The sequence below is a fragment of the Pseudolactococcus piscium genome, from assembly GCF_002441695.1.
In the GTDB taxonomy this organism is placed as follows: Bacteria; Bacillota; Bacilli; order Lactobacillales; family Streptococcaceae; genus Pseudolactococcus; species Pseudolactococcus piscium.
Genome location: NZ_JXJW01000020.1, coordinates 40984 through 57764 on the forward strand (window position 1 = coordinate 40984; position 16781 = coordinate 57764).

Genomic DNA, 16781 nt, shown 5'->3' on the forward strand with positions numbered 1-16781 from the left:
GCTCTCTTTCCTTATCTAAAAGTTCTTGTTGCAGTAACGGCTTTTTTCCATCCAGCATATAATTTTTCACGGCGTTCCTCTGCCATATTTGCTTCAAAGACTTTACCTGCTTCATAAAACTCACGAATTTCGTCCGTATCTTGCCAGAAACCAACAGCTAACCCTGCTAAGAATGCTGCCCCAAGTGCTGTTGTTTCAGCATTCTTAGAACGTTGAATCGGAATATCTAGTAGGTCTGATTGGAACTGCATCAAATAGTTATTCGCAGTACCACCACCGTCAACTTTAAGGACTGGAATAGCGATTCCAGTGTCGTCTTGCATGGTATCCACAATATCACGTACTTGATAAGCAATAGACTGTAAGGTTGCTTTGATCACGTCATTTTTAGTTGTCCCACGTGTCAAACCAAACATGGCACCACGTGCATCCTGATCCCAATAAGGTGCTCCCAAACCAACAAAGGCTGGAACAAGATAGACTTCATCATCATTAGTTGAGGCTTGTGCTGCATCTTCAGAATCACTTGCTTTTTCGATTAATTGTAAGCCATCACGAATCCACTGGATTGCTGATCCTGCAACGAAGATACTACCTTCAAGTGCATAGTTGACTTTACCATTGATACTATAGCCTACAGTAGTCAGTAAGTTATTCTTAGAAAAACTTGGTGTTTCTCCTGTATTCATCACGATAAATGAGCCTGTCCCATAGGTATTTTTAACCATACCCGCTTCAAAGGCCATTTGACCAAATAAAGCAGCTTGTTGGTCACCCGCCATACCTGAGATAGGCACTTCACTGCCGTAGAAATGAAAGCTCTGAGTCATGCCATATATTTCTGAATTTGAAACAAGTTTTGGTAACATGATACGTGGGATGTTTAGCAAATCTAAAATTTCTTGATCCCATTCAAGCGTTGTCAAGTTGAAGAGCATGGTCCGACTTGCATTTGATAAGTCAGTCACATGAGATTGACCATCTGTTAATTTCCAAACCAACCAGGTATCGATTGTGCCAAATAGTAACTCGCCTTTTTCAGCACGTTCTTGTGCACCCTCTACGTGGTCAAGAATCCATCTGATTTTAGTTGCTGAGAAATAGGCATCGATGACCAAACCGGTTTTCTTATGGAACCATTCACTTTTACCATCTTCATTCAACTTGTCAGCAATCCCTGAACTTTGTCGAGATTGCCAGACGATGGCATGATAGATAGGTCTACCTGTGTCTTTTTCCCAGATAACGGTTGTTTCACGTTGATTTGTAATCCCGATACCAGCAATTTGTGTTGGCTTGATACCTGATTCAATGAATGAGCCTGCGACTACTGATTGAACTGAATTCCAAATTTCATTGGCATCATGCTCAACCCAGCCTTCTTGAGGGAAATATTGAGTGAATTCTTTTTGCGAACTCCCTATTTTCATCCCCATTTTGTCAAAGATAATTGCGCGTGAACTTGTCGTTCCTTGGTCAATCGCCATAATATACTGTTCTTCTGCCAAAATCGTCCTCCATTAATCTAAATCAATAAATCAAACACCTGTTTAATTTATCTTGCCAGTGTAACATCTCCTGAGAAGCGTAAGCCATAGTCTAGTGGTCACCCACTCCTGCTAGCTTTATGCCGGTCACAAAATGTCAAGTTTTATAACGCATTTGATGTAAGCGTTTTCTATATTCTTATCTTACCATGCCAATTTAAAAATAGACTATCAAGAATAGGCTATTTTTTGTTTATTTTTGATAGTTATTTTTTTGAAGCTTGATTTGCGTGATGTTTTCCTTGATTTTCTCAATATCATAAGGTGAAATAAACTCTGACAGGTAATAATAATTAGGATTGACAGATATAGGATGTTCTGTTGTTGTCAATATCAAATCATAATAGTGATGTTCCTGATAGTTTTCAAATCGTACTTGTGGTATGCTAGATAATTCAGTCAGTAAAAAATAATATAAGGATTCCCCAACACTCGTATCATTAGCTAAGTCGATCCCAACAGATAAATTTTTGTACAAGGATAAATTCAGTGCAACAAGGATATTAGCATAGTTTAACCAGAGGAAATCACGCTCAGAATCCCCTAAACCTAATCTTTCTTGTGCTGTTTCAATCAAATTAGTGATTAATGTTACCAGTTCAGGCGTCATATGTTGCTGATAATAGGCATGCATTCTATGCCTATCATAGCGATTAAGTTGCCCATGAAAACAGAGAACTTTAGCATGGATCTGTGATAATTTATAGGTCAGTCGTTTCTCATCTGAAATACTTAAGCGTTGATAGCCATAATAGGAGACAATCATCTCTCTACTATAGGTATCCAACATAGCTGTTGAGATTTTTTTACGTCTTGTTAAATCATAATGGGCAAAGTTATCCTCCCCCAGGATATCAAAGCTGATCAGAAAACAATAAAACATCGCCCCTTCATTTTTGCCAACATAAGGCGTCGTCTCTTTGAAGTATGCCCCCATAATTTGGGAGAGTTTTTGATAGAGGGCATCACTGATAAACTTATCTTGGATGTCAGTAAGTCGGTGATTGAGATGATTGGCAACCATCAAGCGGTGTCTCGTGACAAATAGCCAGCAACTGAGGCGTTTTAAGGCTGTCTTTGAAAAAGTGTTCCGAAATTCTGGTTGCATTTTTGCCATCAGCTCTTTTACTGCCAAATCGTCACTTGAAAAATCACGATCAATCAAGAAAAATAAAGTGTAATAAAAATAGCGAATCTGAAGTTCGTCACCAACTAATTGACCATTTTTTATCTCGATACTAAAAGGGACTAAGGCCTTGTTAAGCTCCCTTAACTTCCTAAAAATAGTTGCTTCACTACTGTTAAATTCTTGACTTAATTGGAAAATAGATACCTTTTTATGCTCAAAAACAAACTTCAAAATCTGATAGGTCAGACTCTGATTGAGATAGTAGAGCACAATCTTATCAAAATTAATGTCTGATGAAAAATCAAGTTGTAGCGCTTTTTCTTCAGCTGTAATGACAAAATAATCCCCTAAGGTTTGACAATCCAAAAGGATATCTGATAGATACTCTTTTAAGACATTTTGTGTCAAGTTCATCTTTTTAGCTAGTGTTTGTTTGGTCAACTTATCATTCTGAAATAATAGTTGCCTGATGATATCAACCTGTAAAGCTTCTTTTTTGTCTAATAATAATTCGATGTTCATAGCATTCAGTCGTTACTTTCTGTTTTAAATGGCCTAAATGGGATTTCCCATCGCATAATTTGTCCGCTTTAGCACCTTCATTCTAATTTAAATATAACACATTGTCCAATCATTAGGCTCTAAGACATGAAAAAAATCGTAAGCCATTACGATTTTTCAACTGTTTCTTCTTCATCTTTATAAAGACTAGAAATTTTACGATACCACTTATAGAAGTAAACGACGATCACTTTGACTGAAGCATAGGCTGGGATCCCGACAAAGACGCCCCATACACCAAAGACCTTGCCAGAAGTTAAGAGGACAAATAGGATGGTAATGGGATGAATGTTTAGCTTACTACCCAAAACAAGTGGGCTAATAAATCGCCCTTCTATGGTCTGCTCGATCACAAAAACAATGGCAACCTTTACGATCATGACCGGGCCAACTACTAGTGCAATGATGAAAGCAGGGATCATGGCTAAAAATGAGCCTAAATAAGGGATCAAATTTAAGAAACCAGCTACAATACCGATCACAACAGCATATTTAAGCCCAATAATCGAGAACATGATAGAAAACATGATGGCAACTGTTCCTGCAACAATCAACTGACCACGAACATAACTTGATAACTGCAAATTGACTTGCGTCAAAACGGTTGAGGTATCGTTGCGTAAGGCATTAGGGAGCATATTTGTGACATATTTATTCAGTTTTTTACCATCACGTAGTAGGTAAAATAAGATAAATGGGAAGATCATTAGCGAGATGATGACGCTTGTTGCGACTGATAAAAAGTTGCTTGTCCCATTAACAAGACTTGACGATATATTTTTGGAAATATCGATTAAGTTATTAGATAGACTTGTCAATGCTTTTTCGATTTGCGGTTGGACTTGCTTAAATCGGTCATCATCGACTAGACTATTGATATGCGTTTTACCAGACTCTACATAAGCTGGAAAATTAGCAATAAATTTTTCAGTTTGTGCGCCAATACTTGGAATTGCAACAGCTAGACCCCAGATAACCAGGGCTAAGATAAAGGCAAATAAGACACCGATTGTAACTACACGCTTGACTTTTTTGACCTCAAAATAGTCAACGATAGGATTCAATAGATAATAAAAAACTGCTGCTAAGATGATTGGTAACATGATAACACCTAAAAAGTCACCAATCGGTTGGAACATAAAACTCAGTTTTGTCAAAAGTAACAAGTTGACTAAAAACATTAGGATAATGGCAAGCGCGGTCGCAACTTTATTATCTAAGAACCATTTAAAAAACCAAGAGGATTTAAAATTATTTTTCTCGTTCATATATTCCACCTATTCAAGATATATTGATAACAAAAAAGCAATTAATTATAGAAAAAAAAAGAAATACTAAACCCCATATTATTTTAATTAACTTTCTATTTTATTATATCATACCTCATGCTATTCATAGCCCAATTAATATAGAATTAGTGATAAATAAAGTTAAGATGATTAGCTTAGTAAGGGGAACACGATTTGTTTGCTACTAGCCCATCTACCTTATTTAAAAAGTTATGGTATAATGTCAATATAGAATTGAAAGGGATTACATTTATGACAGAAACACTTTATTTTGGGACTTACACGAAGAAAACATCTGAGGGAATTTACGCCGCAGACCTTGATACAGCAACTGGTTTACTTAGTAATCTTCAGTTAAAAATAAAAGAAGCTAACCCAACCTATCTCGCATTTGACAAGTCTGGACATATTTACAGTGTCGGATCTGAAAATGGTGAAGGTGGTATTGCTGCTTTTACTGCAGATGGTGACTTATTAAATCATGTTGTTGCACCTGGTGCGCCACTTTGTTATGTCGCAGTTGATGAAGCACGTCAACTCGTTTATGGCGCTAACTACCATAAAGGTGAAGTCAGTGTTTATCAACGTGCTAGTGATGGGTCTCTCACACTTACAGATACAGACGTCCATGTTGGCTCTGGTCCACATGAGAATCAAGCAAGCCCACACGTTCATTACTCAGACTTAACACCTGATCACTTTCTAGTTACGTGTGATTTAGGCACTGACGAGGTCGTGACTTATGATGTGTCTGTTAGTGGTAAATTAAGCAAACTTGCAACTTATCAAGCAACACCAGGCGCAGGACCTAGACATATCGTCTTCCATCCTTCTCAAAAAATCGCTTATCTCATCTGTGAATTAAACAGTACGATTGAAGTCCTCATTTATGATGGTGTTGGTCGATTCAGTTTACTTCAAGTCATCTCTACCCTACCTGAAAATTGGGATACATTTAACGGCACTGCGGCCATTCGCATCTCCTCTGATGGCAAATTCCTTTACGCTTCAAATCGTGGACATGATTCTATCGCTGTCTATGAGGTACTTGCTGATGGGACACTCGGACGCATCCAATTAATCACAACAAATGGTAAAATTCCTCGTGATTTCATTTTATCGACTAACGAAAAAATTCTTGTTGTGCCACATCAAGATTCTGATAATGTGACCACTTTCTTACGTGATCAAGAAACGGGACACTTGAGTGAAGTGCAACATGACTTTACTGTACCAGAGGCTGTTTGTGTCGTTGTAAAATAAATAAAAGTCCTGACGTATCATGATGATATGTCAGGATTTTTACTTGTCTCTATTGCTTCTTATGTGCTTCAAAGTATTGAATTTGTAGTCGTTTACGGCCTTTGATAAGGACAAACCCTGCCGTTTCGAGCAAGTCAGATAACTCATCAACGGCATAGACTTTGACATCACCTTCTTTTGAAAAGATATCTATGTACCAATTATAGAGACCGTGAAAGACAGGGATACGTATTTCAGCAATGACAAGCTTACCACCTGGTTTTAAGATGCCTTGTACTGCTTGCAAAAATAAGACGGGATCTGGAAAGTGATGAAAAGAGGCTGAACAGATGACGACATCAAATGATGCATCTGAAAAAGGGAGGACCATGGCAGAACCAGTGACAAACTGAAACTCTGGATAGGTTTGCCTGGCTAGTCGTGTCATCTCAGACGAGATATCGAGGCCAGTTCCTTCGAACTTATGATCGGTTGATAACATCTTTAACAACTTGCCTGTTGCTGCACCAACATCTAAAACTGTCATATCATCCTTTATCTCGAGCTGTTTGACAATATACCGTTTAAAAAAACCTGATAAAAACCCATCAAATGAGTGATCAAATTTTTTGGCATGCTTATCATAATAGCTTTCTGACAATTTTTCATAGTTTTTCATATGGTGACACTCCCGCTTGTCTATTTTACTTAGTTTATTATAGCACGTCTCAAATCTAAGCACAAAAAAAGCCAACAGCTAGTACCGTTGGCCTCATCTCCGTTTAATAGATTGCTTATATTTTAATGGGCAATCATCTCTTGTGCAATAGCTGTCGCGCTCATATCTGATGGATAATAAGTTGGCCAGTTTGTAAGCTCTTCTGTTAGCATTTTTTGGCTATCATTACCATAGTAGATGTGAAAATGGTCCGCTTTTGCAGGGGAAATACCATGGTCACTAAATTGAATATATTTGTAGGCGCCATTTGTTTCTCCAACAGCTTCAAATAGATAGCGAACGCCTCTATTCCCTTTTTTATAGGTCAGTGTTTCCTTGCCAGCATACTTGTACGTTGCTTGATTTACTTTCCCGTTGATCGTAAACCTCACTTTGTCATTTTTGATGTCAATTTTCTCAACATCTGACTTGTAACCTGTCATATAGTAGGCTTTATAGGCTGCTTCGGTCATATCTTTGTTCATCAGAGATTTATAGCGCATGACTTGATCTAGCTCACCTTTTTGAAGTAAAGGATAGACTGACTGCCAATTACCTGTCCAGTCGGACAGCTTACGATCCTTAACCTGGTTATCTTTAAAATAACCTTGGGCAGTTGTTTTTTCAGCAGGTTTTTCAGGTTCTATTGCCGTTACCTTGGACTCAGCATTTGTTGTTTTCTGCAAATTTTTCAAGTTTTCAGTCATGACAGAAATATAATCTTCGCCAGCTTTTTCTTGATCCTGGGTCAAGGATTCTAAAGGATTAAGGGCTAAAGTTTTAACGCCAGCCTCATCTGCTAATGTTTTTGCGACTTTGTCAGAGGCGTTACCTTCAAAGTAGATATATTGAATATCATTTTTTTCTACATAAGCTTTCAAATCCTTAAGTCGACTAGCAGAGGGTTCCGTTTCAGGATTAATACCGGAAACAGAAATTTGATTTAACCCATATTCAAGTGATAAGTAGGCAAATGCAGCGTGTTGTGTCACAAAATTCTTTTGTTTAGCGTTTGCTAGCCCATCTTTATAAGCCTGATCTAATCCTTTTAGTTTGGTCAAATAAGCTGCCGCATTTTTAGTGAAAATCGTTTTCTTATTTGGGAACTTTTTAATCAGCTGATCCCGAATCGTTTCCACTTCCTTAATGGCAAGACTAGGTGCTAACCAGACATGCGGGTCGAGTACGTGCGTGTGGCCATCGCTATGATCATGCCCAGATTCTTCTTCACTCACACCTGGTAGCAGTAAGATCCCTTCAGATGCCTTAATCACATCGACTTTTTTCATATCTTTAGTCGTCTTCTTAACCCAGGTCTCCATGTTTTCGTTATTATAAACGAAAGCATCCGAATCTTGAATGGCAGCCACATCTTTAGCTGACGGTTCAAAATCATGTGGCTCAATACCAGGTTTGACCAATACTGATACGTTTGCTTGGTCACCAACGATTTGGTCTGTAAATTCTTTCATCGGATAAAAAGTGGTGACGATCTGTAATTTACCATCTTTTTTAGCCGTTTGACCACTCGTTCCACATGCACCTAGTGCCATAATAGCTGTCGTCGCCAATAAGCCTAAAAGTATTTTTTTCTTCATTTTTCCGCTTCCTTTATTTAGTTTACCAGTTAATTATATCACAAAAAAAAATAATGTAAACCAGTAAACATTATTTTTTTTCATTTATTTTTTTAGGCCTAAGTTTTTAAACAGTAAGTCGTCGTATTGGTAAGTCATGTTTGGTTATTTGATCAGCTGATGTTTTTCTAGATAGGCTTTTGCCACACTTGCTGCTGATTTGCCTTCGATCCCCACTTCATAGTTCATCTTACTCATCTCTTCCTCAGATATTTTCCCGCTTAACTGTGTTAATATTTGCTTTATCTCTGGATGTTTTTTTAGCAATGCTGCCTTCATAAGTGGTGCACCTTGGTAAGGTGGGAAGAGATGCTTGTCATCTTTGAGGACAACTAAATCATACTTGGTTATTTCTGGATCAGTCGCATAGGCATCTACCACTTGTACGCTACCTGATTTAATGGCTTGATAGCGCAGTGCTGGTTCCATCGTCGCGGTAGCTAAGTTTAACCCGTAAACTGATTTTAGCCCCTTATTGCCATCTTCTCGGTCATTAAACTCGATTGTAAAGCCTGCCTTAATTTTATCCTGGACTTGCTTTAAATCAGATATGGTCGTGAGATGATAAGTGCTTGCAAGTTGTTTTGGTACAGCAACTGCATAGGTATTTTGATAGGCCATCGGTGGTAATAAAACTAGCTTATCTTGTTTTAAAATCCCGTCACGTGCTGCCTGATAGACTTGCACCGCATCATTTGATAATCCTGAAAGGGTTGGCTTGAGTAGACTAGATGTGATTGTCCCAGTGAATTCCGGATAGATGTCGATATCACCTGACTTCAAGGCATCGTATAAAAAGCTTGTTTTACCGAAATTTGGTTTGACCGTCACAGTTAGCTTTGAATCAGACTCGATCAATAGCTTATACATGTTGATTAGGATTTCAGGTTCTGGTCCCATTTTTCCAGCAATGACGATCGTTTTTTGCTCAGTATGTTGTGCCATAATTGCTGGTGTAAAAGACCCAACTACTGCGATAACTAATACAATAAAAGATATGCCAATCGTCTTAAGCTTAGCCTTTTCGAAAAATTTTAATAACAGATTGAAAAAGATAGCCAAAATCGCTGAGGATATGGCACCGATCAAAATCAAACTACTATTATTTCGGTCAATCCCTAATAAAATAAATGAGCCTAATCCTCCTGCACCAATCAAGGCTGCCAGAGTTGCTGTCCCTATGGTGATAACAGCAGAGGTTCGAATACCCGACATAATAACCGGCATGGCTAAGGCAATTTCAAACTTTTTTAGGCGCTCTAACTTGGTCATCCCAAAGGCTTCACCTGCTTCAATAAGACTAGGGTCGATACCTGATAAACCAGTTAAGGTACTTTGAAAGATAGGAAAAATCGCATAGATAACTAATGCGCTCAAGGCTGGTAGGGTACCAATCCCCATAAAAGGAATAAACAGACCTAGGAGTGCTAAAGAAGGAATCGTTTGTAAAATACCAGTCAGTTGGAGCATGAGCGCTGCCCCTTTTTTATGCTGACTCAATAAAATAGCTGCCGGTATGGAGATAATAATCGCGACTAAGAGGGTTACAAGTGATAGTTGGATATGTTGACCGAGTGCGACGACCCATTCCTGGAAGCGATCGACAAAGGTATCGACTAATTTAGTCATGTTTTGTTCCTCCAAAAAGTGTTGCAACAAATGGACTAGCCGGATTTTTCATGATCTCATCTGGACTAGCTAATTGGACAAGTTCCCCGTCATGTAAGACGGCAATCCGATCAGCTAAGGCGATGGCTTCATCCGTATCATGTGTCACAAAAACAGTCGTCATCTCAAACTCACGCTGTAAGCTCAGAATCAATTCTTGGAGTTGCTTTCGTGAGATAGGATCAAGTGCGCTAAATGGCTCATCCATCAATAACACTTTAGGTTTACCGATAATGGCACGTAGAATACCAACACGCTACTGCTCCCCACCTGATAGCTCTCTAGGGTATCTCGTCGCATATTCAGAAGCCGCTAGCCCAACCTTATCTAGCAATTCAGTTACCAAGACTAGTCGATCTGCTTTGGGCATCTTTTTCATTTCTGGAATCAATTCGATATTTTCAGAAACCGTCATGTTGGGAAATAAGGCAATCTGCTGTAGGACATATCCCATATCTAATCTTAGCGATCGCTTATCAATCAACTTGATGGGCTGATTATTAATGAAAATTTCCCCATCAGACGGCTCAATCAAGCGATTAATCATTTTCAGTATGGTTGTTTTACCTGACCCACTAGGCCCGACTAGCACTAAAAACTCTCCAGATAGGATATCTAGGTCAATCCGTTTTAAAATCAATTTTTCCTGATAGCGTTTTTTAACTGCCTTGAATCTAATCATGATGCTCTACCTTTCATTTTCTAAAAAAAAATAGCACAAAAACTTGTGCCCACTAAATCATACAGCATAGCAACAGCCTGCTTATTTAGTTATTTTTTTATTGTCATTTAAATAACTTCTGACCTGACTCATAAAATATAGAGAGCCCGTAATCAGATACAAGTCTCCTGATTGATGAGGGCCATCAACAAAGTCTTGCCAAATGTCCAACCAGGCAACATCTGAAATATCGGCAACATCACTAGCTACGATGGTATTGGGATAGTCAAAAGTGGTCAAGGTGATGCTTACATTTGGGATCGTTTTTAATAGGCCAATCATCTCATGAAAATCCTTGCGTTGCAGGGCCGAGAATAAAATATTGACGTTTTGCTTGCCAGAAAATTCAGCTACTAAGCGCTTAATGGCAGGGATGTTATGGGCGCCATCTAAAATAAAGCCACCTAGATCTTCCATTCTTGCTGGCCAGAAGGCTTGTTTTAAACCTGTGGCGATCTTATCAGCACTTGGTGTTAGCCCGATTTTCGAAGCGAGTACATCAAACAGTTTAACTGCTAGTGCCGCATTTTCTTGTTGATACTTACCATGCAGTGTCAGATCAAACTGAGTGTCTAAATCAGGCCGATAAAGTGGTGCATCCTGACTTTTTGCAACGGCAGAGATAACCTCAAAAGCAGTCTCAGGAATCCCAACGCTAGCACCTACAACAACTGGAACAGCAGGTTTGATAATCCCTGCTTTTTCTTTGGCAATCTTAGCCACTGTATCCCCTAAAATCTCTTGATGATCTAAGCCAATCGTTGTAATAGCTGATACTAACGGCGTGATGACATTGGTTGAGTCGTATAAGCCGCCTAAGCCAACCTCTATCAGGGCGATGTCAACAGCCTGTATATGAAAATAGTAGAAACCGATTGCGGTCAAAATCTCAAACTCAGTGATATTAACGAGTGCCGCATCCTCATCCATTTTCAGGACGATGGGTTTGATACGTGCGACAACATCATCTAGTTCTTGATCTGAAATAAAACGTCCATTGATGGCAATCCGTTCATTGAAGATCTCGATATACGGTGAGGTGAAGGTTCCGACTTTAAGACCATATTGTTGTAAGATATTAGCTAAAAAAGTGACCGTAGAGCCCTTGCCATTTGTTCCAGCAATATGCACTGTCTTTAGCTTATTCTGAGGATTATCTAGTTGATCAAGCAGGTATATGATGCGTGATAAACCAGGTTTAATGCCAAATTTTAGGCGCGAATGAATCCAATCTATACTTGCATTATTCACTTTTCTTAATATCCTCTTTTAATTCATCTAGGTTTAATTTAGCAAATAGGTATTTCCGGTCTTGTACGGGGAAGCGTTGGTCTAGTTGATCAACAGCACCCACTTCAACCACACCTTCTGTAATCACATAGTCAAGAACGTGCCCACCAAAGGTATGATCATCTGTAATAAAATGCAGATGGTAACCCGCGACACTCACACCATGAAACATCTCAGGTGTCCAGATACCTACGATGGTACCTGTGACATTTTCTTCTGTATATTCAGGTTGGTTATTGGCGATATCAGCAAATCTTGCCCCTGCTTTGGCTTTAGGAATCATTCGGACATGCATTTTAGCAAAGGTACCATGAATCTTGATCGACCGAAAAAGGTTGGCACCATCATAATAAGTTTCTATCCGTGTATGCAGTTCATCTTTAGACGCTTTAAAGCGTTGTTTAAAGATGACTTCAGCCTGATGAAAAACAACAGCTGCATAAGGTACTTTAACATCAAGTCCTACTTCTGTAATCGTCTTATCACCACGCGCCTGATAGGCTTTGCCATCAAGCACAATCAATTCCCCATCGATCGCATCTAGTGTCCCAATCCCTAAGTCACCTTGTTCGAGTAACTCACCAATCGTCATACTGCCTTCAAAAAGACCGCTCATGAGTGCTGATAGGGTATTATATTGAAATAATTTTATTGGTTCAGACATTTTTTAAACTTCCTTATTTTCGTATTTTAGTTGGCTAGGATATGACCTCAAGGCAAAAGATAAATCAAGTTGACCCATGTCCTAACTCTTAGATTATTAAGCCAGCCTATCCTTTAGTCATCTATTCATGAAAAAGGTGTGAAAAGCATATGACTTTTCATAACTTTTAATCATATTCTAACACATTCAGCCACAAAATTCATAGCGGAAGTTTCCTATTTTGGGCATTTAACCCGACATTCAGTTTTTCTGGTGACATCGCTTAAAGATGGTCATGAATCGTGATAATCTATTTATGTAGGTATAAAAAAAGATCGATAAACTTAATCATCGATCTTTTTATCTTATGTTTGATTCAAGATAGCATCGTAACCTGTTATAGCAGGTTTTTAATGGCTTCAGTCATCTCTTTTGGATCAGTCGTAGGTGCAAACCGATCGATTACCTGGCCATCGCGGTCAATCAAGAATTTGGTGAAATTCCATTTGATACCACTGCCCATCGTCCCTTTGGCTTCATGCTTAAGAAACTTAAAGAGAGGATGGGTATCACCACCATTTACTTTAATCTTTTGAAACATGGTAAAGGTAACCCCATAGTTTAACTGGCAAAATGATTCAATCGACTCATTTTCCTCAGCATCACCATGGCCAAATTGATTGGTTGGAAAACCTAATATTTCAAGGCCTTGCTCTTTGTAGGTTGTATATAGTGCTTCCAGTCCTGCAAACTGAGGGGTCAATCCACATTTACTGGCAGTATTGACGACAATGACAACCTTGCCTTTGTAGTCCTGCATATCAACTTCTTGACCACTCATTTTTACAGCAGTAAAGTCATAAAAGCTCATCCGTGCCTCCTTCGTGATACCTGATCTTTTTAGCTTAGACAGCCTTAATGACAACATCTATATTGCCAGCAGTTGCCTTAGAATATGGGCAAACGGTATGCGCAATATCAAGGAGTTCTTGTGTTTCCTCAAGCGATAGGCCTTCAATATGCCCCTCTAGTACAACACCGATTACATAGCTTGTCGGTGTTTCTGCGTAAAGAGAAACTTGCGCACTAATCGTTGAAGCAGCTTTAACGCCTTTGCCTTCTTTTACCAGATCAAGCGCACTGTTGAAACAAGCACTGTAGCCTGCTGCAAAGAGTTGTTCAGGATTCGTTGTGTCTGCAACATGTGAGCCTGGTGCAGCAATTTTAAGTTCAAAGCTATTATCTGGGCTATGCACTTCTCCTGAGCGACCACCTGTGTTGATCATTTTTGTTGTATATATTTTTTGCATGGTTATATCTCCTTATATTTTGTTTTGTACAACTAAATCATACTCACTTCAGAAGGTAAATACAACTAATATGACTCGCAATTTTGGACGTTTATGTCACGGATGTCCAGAAATTTTGCTGACTAGGTAAACATTGCCTTTTATATTTTATAGCGTTAATAGGGTGTATGTCTGATTTACTGCATTCTCTTATTAGTCGTGGTACACTTAACCTATTAACATATATAAAAAGAGGACAAATAAATGATACAACAAGTGGAAAATCATTTGGCATTATTTCAAGTATATACGAATAGTTGGGTAAGTCAGGATATTGATGCTTTTCTATTCAGTTTAGATGAGAAAGTGACAATCATTGAATGCTTTGGCGCCAGTTATTATGGAAAAAATGAAGCTAAACAATGGTTTTCGCATTGGCACCAAAACAAAAATAATCAGGTATTTGATTGGTGTATCAATCAGCATTATTTTGATGCACACTCAATGACGTCTATTTTTGAGTGGGATTTTACTTACCGATATAAAAGGGAACATCGCTCTTTTTCTGGTACAACAGTGCTTAGGGTAAAACACAACAAAATTGTCTATATGAGAGAATATGAAGCAAAGAAAGATACCTATCGGCCTTTTAAGTAGTTCGATCTACTATTTATTTTTAGCTAAGTGCGCCTCATGCGGTAGATTGTCAATAAAAATGTACACTTTTTTATTTTTTTAAGAAGTTCGCTTTTCATATCTATTAGTATGTTGGGGATGATATAATAAAACTCTTAACATTTCCTAGTATAAAGACACTTAACCACTTGATATGCACCCACAATATATCCTCTCCAGTCTTTTATAATGATAAAATATTCATTTAATATAAAACTAAATACCGTATTATATTATGAAAAATGCTTTGGTAGCTATCAATTAATAGCTGATAAATACCATTTTAAGATAGCATGTCGTTATCAAACTAACAAAAAATCAAGCAGTAAATGCTTGATTTCAAAAGTTTATATTTTGGGGGTCACATCACAATACTTGATTTCAAAAGTTTATATTTTGGCGTGCGCATCAACTTCTGGATAGAGTTATTAATTATTTCATTGGTTATTACTTATTGTTATCAATTTTCTCTCTGGTAATTATGCCCATGACAACTATTCCTATAAGTCCGAGAATACCTTTAATAATATTACCATTTTTCTCGCTGTGTTTCTTTTTATGATGATGACAGTACTCTTCTCCAGCTTGGATTTCTCTCTCGCATTGTTTTATTTTACAGATGTTATTCGACATTTTCTTTTTGCTCCTTTTTTTGAATTTTTAGTTCGCTTGGTAAAAAATGTAACTCCAACAAATCTTCATTGTCATCAATAAATTCTATAATTGATGTAGTAGCATCGATTACATTTCCAGATAGATATTTAAAAGGATTTTTATATTTAGGTGGCAAATGACCATCCAGAAATAATGCATCGTCACCTGAAAAATCTTCTGAAACAACTTCGTTAAACTTTTGCAAAGCATAATTTAATGCATCGTACTCCCTAAGTTCGGCTAACGTTGCAATCTGAAAACTGAATGCGTCTTTCAAATACTCCAAATTATCCAATGCTGTTTCAGCCAGTTTTGCCTGCTCATCAGCTTTTGACTTAAATAAGTTAGATAAAACATTTTCATTATTATTTGAATTCCTTAAATTCATTTTTGTCTCATAAAGTTGGTTTAAAAGAAGATTATAAGCATATGTCCCCTGTGATAATGATTCTATCAAAAGTGTTTTTTTTACTTCTAGGTCTTTACTTAGTAATGCCAGTTTATACTTATCTTGAGCAGATTGAACTTCAGCATATCGATTCAAATCAAAATTTCGATTAACTCGATTAATCTTATCTCCTAACTCCTCAAGTTTATGAGAAATTTCTTGTAATTGCATACTTAATCCTGCTGTTGCTATTGATGAACCAAGCTCAAGAGGCAATTCTTTAATCGGTAGTTGAGCAAACATTTTCTTCGAAGTTGCATCCCGTAAGATGCCAACTGCCTCGCCTGTATTCCCCTTTCGAATGAATTCTAATTCTCCGTTCGCTATTTTAGTGGCAAATTCTTTAGATACATTTAAAGCTATTTCTTTCCCTTTAGATAATTGTTCAATTAACTGAGGTAGATTTGCAATTTGAAAAGTTAGATCCCTAATCAGTCTTATTTGTTTTTTCTCCTCATATCTATTGAAAGTCCTTTTTGATAAAACAGAACCATCTTGATTACTAATACCTATTTCTTTTTGCACAGATTTATTATTTGAGTGATTTTTCATAAGATTACCTTTTCTTATTTCTTACTAACCCTATTATACCACTGGATATCCTTTATTAATAGAAATTTATTATGAACTACGCGGTCACTATAATTTCTACCAGGAATCATCAAATTTCAGTATTATTACGATCACCTTAAGGTAATTTTATTTCTATTTTTATCTTACAATCTCTCGTTACTTTTTGTATAAGAGAATGGTTAAGAGCATAATATAGTAAGGCTGATTTTGAGATGTCAATCGTAGTGATATTTTCTCATAAATTCATCTCGCTGCTTTTTGTTCATTGATTTGATAAAATCTACAATTCGCTGTTGTCTTAGCAATAAATCTGCTCCCACACCTTCAACAGGTATTCCTATTGCTCTTTCGTGTTGTGACAATACCGTTGGTGTCAAGACTGGGACTCTGTAAAGTTGAACTTTTTGAAGCTTATCTATTCCAGTCAAAAACTTATTCAAATTAAATCCTTCTGTAATCTTATAAGTACTGTTTTCCAGATCAATTAACGTTAGTCCGATTCCTTCATACTGAATTTCAGAATATCTAATCCTTAACCCATTACTCAAATTATGTTGAACAAAGGGACGAATATAATTATGAGTAGTATCATTATCGACCATATCATTTGCGATGTGAATTTCTTTAATTAAGTGTGTACTTATTGGGAAGTAATAATTCATTATTACTCAGACTGGAGACAAAAGGCATATTTCGA

General features: G+C 37.5%; 15 protein-coding genes and 1 pseudogene. 2 read left to right on the forward strand and 14 right to left on the reverse strand.

The genetic code is table 11. The features are described 5' to 3' along the window. Positions 1-11 precede the first annotated feature (11 nt). The 3 genes from glpK to RU86_RS09825 form a co-directional block, all read right to left on the reverse strand. A complete protein-coding gene (gene glpK, locus RU86_RS09815) occupies positions 12-1508 on the reverse strand; it encodes a glycerol kinase GlpK (protein ID WP_096815145.1) in 1497 nt (498 codons plus the stop codon). 232 nt (positions 1509-1740) lie between these two features. Continuing rightward, positions 1741-3198, reverse strand: a complete 1458-nt coding sequence (locus RU86_RS09820) for an AcpB/EbpR/MafR family transcriptional regulator (protein ID WP_096815146.1) — start codon at positions 3196-3198, stop codon at positions 1741-1743. A gap of 146 nt (positions 3199-3344) precedes the next feature. Further along, positions 3345-4505, reverse strand: a complete 1161-nt coding sequence (locus RU86_RS09825; RefSeq protein ID WP_096815147.1) for an AI-2E family transporter — start codon at positions 4503-4505, stop codon at positions 3345-3347. A 273-nt stretch (positions 4506-4778) separates the two neighbouring features. Here RU86_RS09825 and RU86_RS09830 point away from each other — a divergent pair, with 273 nt between their 5' ends. After that, a complete protein-coding gene (locus RU86_RS09830; protein WP_096815157.1) occupies positions 4779-5789 on the forward strand; it encodes a lactonase family protein in 1011 nt (336 codons plus the stop codon). A gap of 49 nt (positions 5790-5838) precedes the next feature. Here RU86_RS09830 and RU86_RS09835 read toward each other — a convergent pair whose 3' ends face one another. The 8 genes and pseudogenes from RU86_RS09835 to RU86_RS09870 form a co-directional block, all read right to left on the reverse strand. Continuing rightward, entirely contained in the window at positions 5839-6447 is a 609-nt protein-coding gene (locus RU86_RS09835; RefSeq protein ID WP_096815148.1) for a class I SAM-dependent methyltransferase, read from the reverse strand. Between the two features lie 122 nt (positions 6448-6569). Continuing rightward, positions 6570-8084, reverse strand: coding sequence for a metal ABC transporter solute-binding protein, Zn/Mn family (locus RU86_RS09840; protein WP_096815149.1), 1515 nt, complete (start codon positions 8082-8084; stop codon positions 6570-6572). 144 nt (positions 8085-8228) lie between these two features. Further along, positions 8229-9752: an ABC transporter permease/substrate-binding protein gene (locus RU86_RS09845; RefSeq protein WP_096815150.1), complete on the reverse strand. Its 1524-nt coding sequence runs from the start codon at positions 9750-9752 to the stop codon at positions 8229-8231. Continuing rightward, positions 9745-10473: pseudogene (locus RU86_RS09850) on the reverse strand (ATP-binding cassette domain-containing protein). Before RU86_RS09850 ends, RU86_RS09845 begins: the two are co-directional and overlap by 8 nt. Positions 10474-10554: 81 nt before the next feature. Continuing rightward, positions 10555-11763: a bifunctional folylpolyglutamate synthase/dihydrofolate synthase gene (locus RU86_RS09855; protein ID WP_096815151.1), complete on the reverse strand. Its 1209-nt coding sequence runs from the start codon at positions 11761-11763 to the stop codon at positions 10555-10557. Next, positions 11756-12466: an acetolactate decarboxylase gene (budA, locus tag RU86_RS09860; protein ID WP_096815152.1), complete on the reverse strand. Its 711-nt coding sequence runs from the start codon at positions 12464-12466 to the stop codon at positions 11756-11758. Before budA ends, RU86_RS09855 begins: the two co-directional genes overlap by 8 nt. 376 nt (positions 12467-12842) lie before the next feature. Continuing rightward, positions 12843-13316, reverse strand: coding sequence for a glutathione peroxidase (locus tag RU86_RS09865; protein ID WP_079506101.1), 474 nt, complete (start codon positions 13314-13316; stop codon positions 12843-12845). Positions 13317-13350: 34 nt separating this feature from the next. After that, positions 13351-13755: an organic hydroperoxide resistance protein gene (locus tag RU86_RS09870; RefSeq protein ID WP_096815153.1), complete on the reverse strand. Its 405-nt coding sequence runs from the start codon at positions 13753-13755 to the stop codon at positions 13351-13353. Between the two features lie 243 nt (positions 13756-13998). Between RU86_RS09870 and RU86_RS09875 the strand changes: the two genes are divergently transcribed. Beyond that, on the forward strand, positions 13999-14391 hold the full coding sequence (locus RU86_RS09875; protein WP_096815154.1) for a nuclear transport factor 2 family protein: 393 nt from the start codon (positions 13999-14001) through the stop codon (positions 14389-14391). Positions 14392-14856: 465 nt separating this feature from the next. Here the strand turns inward: RU86_RS09875 and RU86_RS09880 are convergent, their stop codons facing one another. From RU86_RS09880 to RU86_RS09890, 3 genes are all read right to left on the reverse strand, one after another. Further along, the gene (locus RU86_RS09880; RefSeq protein WP_096815155.1) at positions 14857-15042 is read right to left on the reverse strand and encodes a hypothetical protein; all 186 of its coding nucleotides are present in this window, start codon (positions 15040-15042) and stop codon (positions 14857-14859) included. Beyond that, entirely contained in the window at positions 15032-16063 is a 1032-nt protein-coding gene (locus RU86_RS09885; protein ID WP_245810515.1) for a hypothetical protein, read from the reverse strand. The genes RU86_RS09880 and RU86_RS09885 overlap by 11 nt, the downstream gene beginning before the upstream one ends. A gap of 236 nt (positions 16064-16299) precedes the next feature. Further along, positions 16300-16746 (reverse strand): hypothetical protein, encoded by a 447-nt coding sequence (locus RU86_RS09890; protein WP_179296271.1) that lies wholly within the window; start codon positions 16744-16746, stop codon positions 16300-16302. Positions 16747-16781: the final 35 nt, after the last annotated feature.

What these genes read in the sequence shown, in the direction of transcription:
- RU86_RS09845 (WP_096815150.1), bottom strand. Translation starts at nt 9,752, where the DNA reads ATGACTAAATTAGTCGATACCTTTGTCGATCGCTTCCAGGAATGGGTC.
- budA (WP_096815152.1), bottom strand. Translation starts at nt 12,466, where the DNA reads ATGTCTGAACCAATAAAATTATTTCAATATAATACCCTATCAGCACTC.
- RU86_RS09825 (WP_096815147.1), bottom strand. Translation starts at nt 4,505, where the DNA reads ATGAACGAGAAAAATAATTTTAAATCCTCTTGGTTTTTTAAATGGTTC.
- RU86_RS09820 (WP_096815146.1), bottom strand. Translation starts at nt 3,198, where the DNA reads ATGAACATCGAATTATTATTAGACAAAAAAGAAGCTTTACAGGTTGAT.
- RU86_RS09890 (WP_179296271.1), bottom strand. Translation starts at nt 16,746, where the DNA reads ATGAATTATTACTTCCCAATAAGTACACACTTAATTAAAGAAATTCAC.
- RU86_RS09865 (WP_079506101.1), bottom strand. Translation starts at nt 13,316, where the DNA reads ATGAGCTTTTATGACTTTACTGCTGTAAAAATGAGTGGTCAAGAAGTT.
- RU86_RS09830 (WP_096815157.1), top strand. Translation starts at nt 4,779, where the DNA reads ATGACAGAAACACTTTATTTTGGGACTTACACGAAGAAAACATCTGAG.
- RU86_RS09880 (WP_096815155.1), bottom strand. Translation starts at nt 15,042, where the DNA reads ATGTCGAATAACATCTGTAAAATAAAACAATGCGAGAGAGAAATCCAA.
- RU86_RS09835 (WP_096815148.1), bottom strand. Translation starts at nt 6,447, where the DNA reads ATGAAAAACTATGAAAAATTGTCAGAAAGCTATTATGATAAGCATGCC.
- RU86_RS09840 (WP_096815149.1), bottom strand. Translation starts at nt 8,084, where the DNA reads ATGAAGAAAAAAATACTTTTAGGCTTATTGGCGACGACAGCTATTATG.
- RU86_RS09870 (WP_096815153.1), bottom strand. Translation starts at nt 13,755, where the DNA reads ATGCAAAAAATATATACAACAAAAATGATCAACACAGGTGGTCGCTCA.
- RU86_RS09885 (WP_245810515.1), bottom strand. Translation starts at nt 16,063, where the DNA reads ATGAAAAATCACTCAAATAATAAATCTGTGCAAAAAGAAATAGGTATT.
- RU86_RS09875 (WP_096815154.1), top strand. Translation starts at nt 13,999, where the DNA reads ATGATACAACAAGTGGAAAATCATTTGGCATTATTTCAAGTATATACG.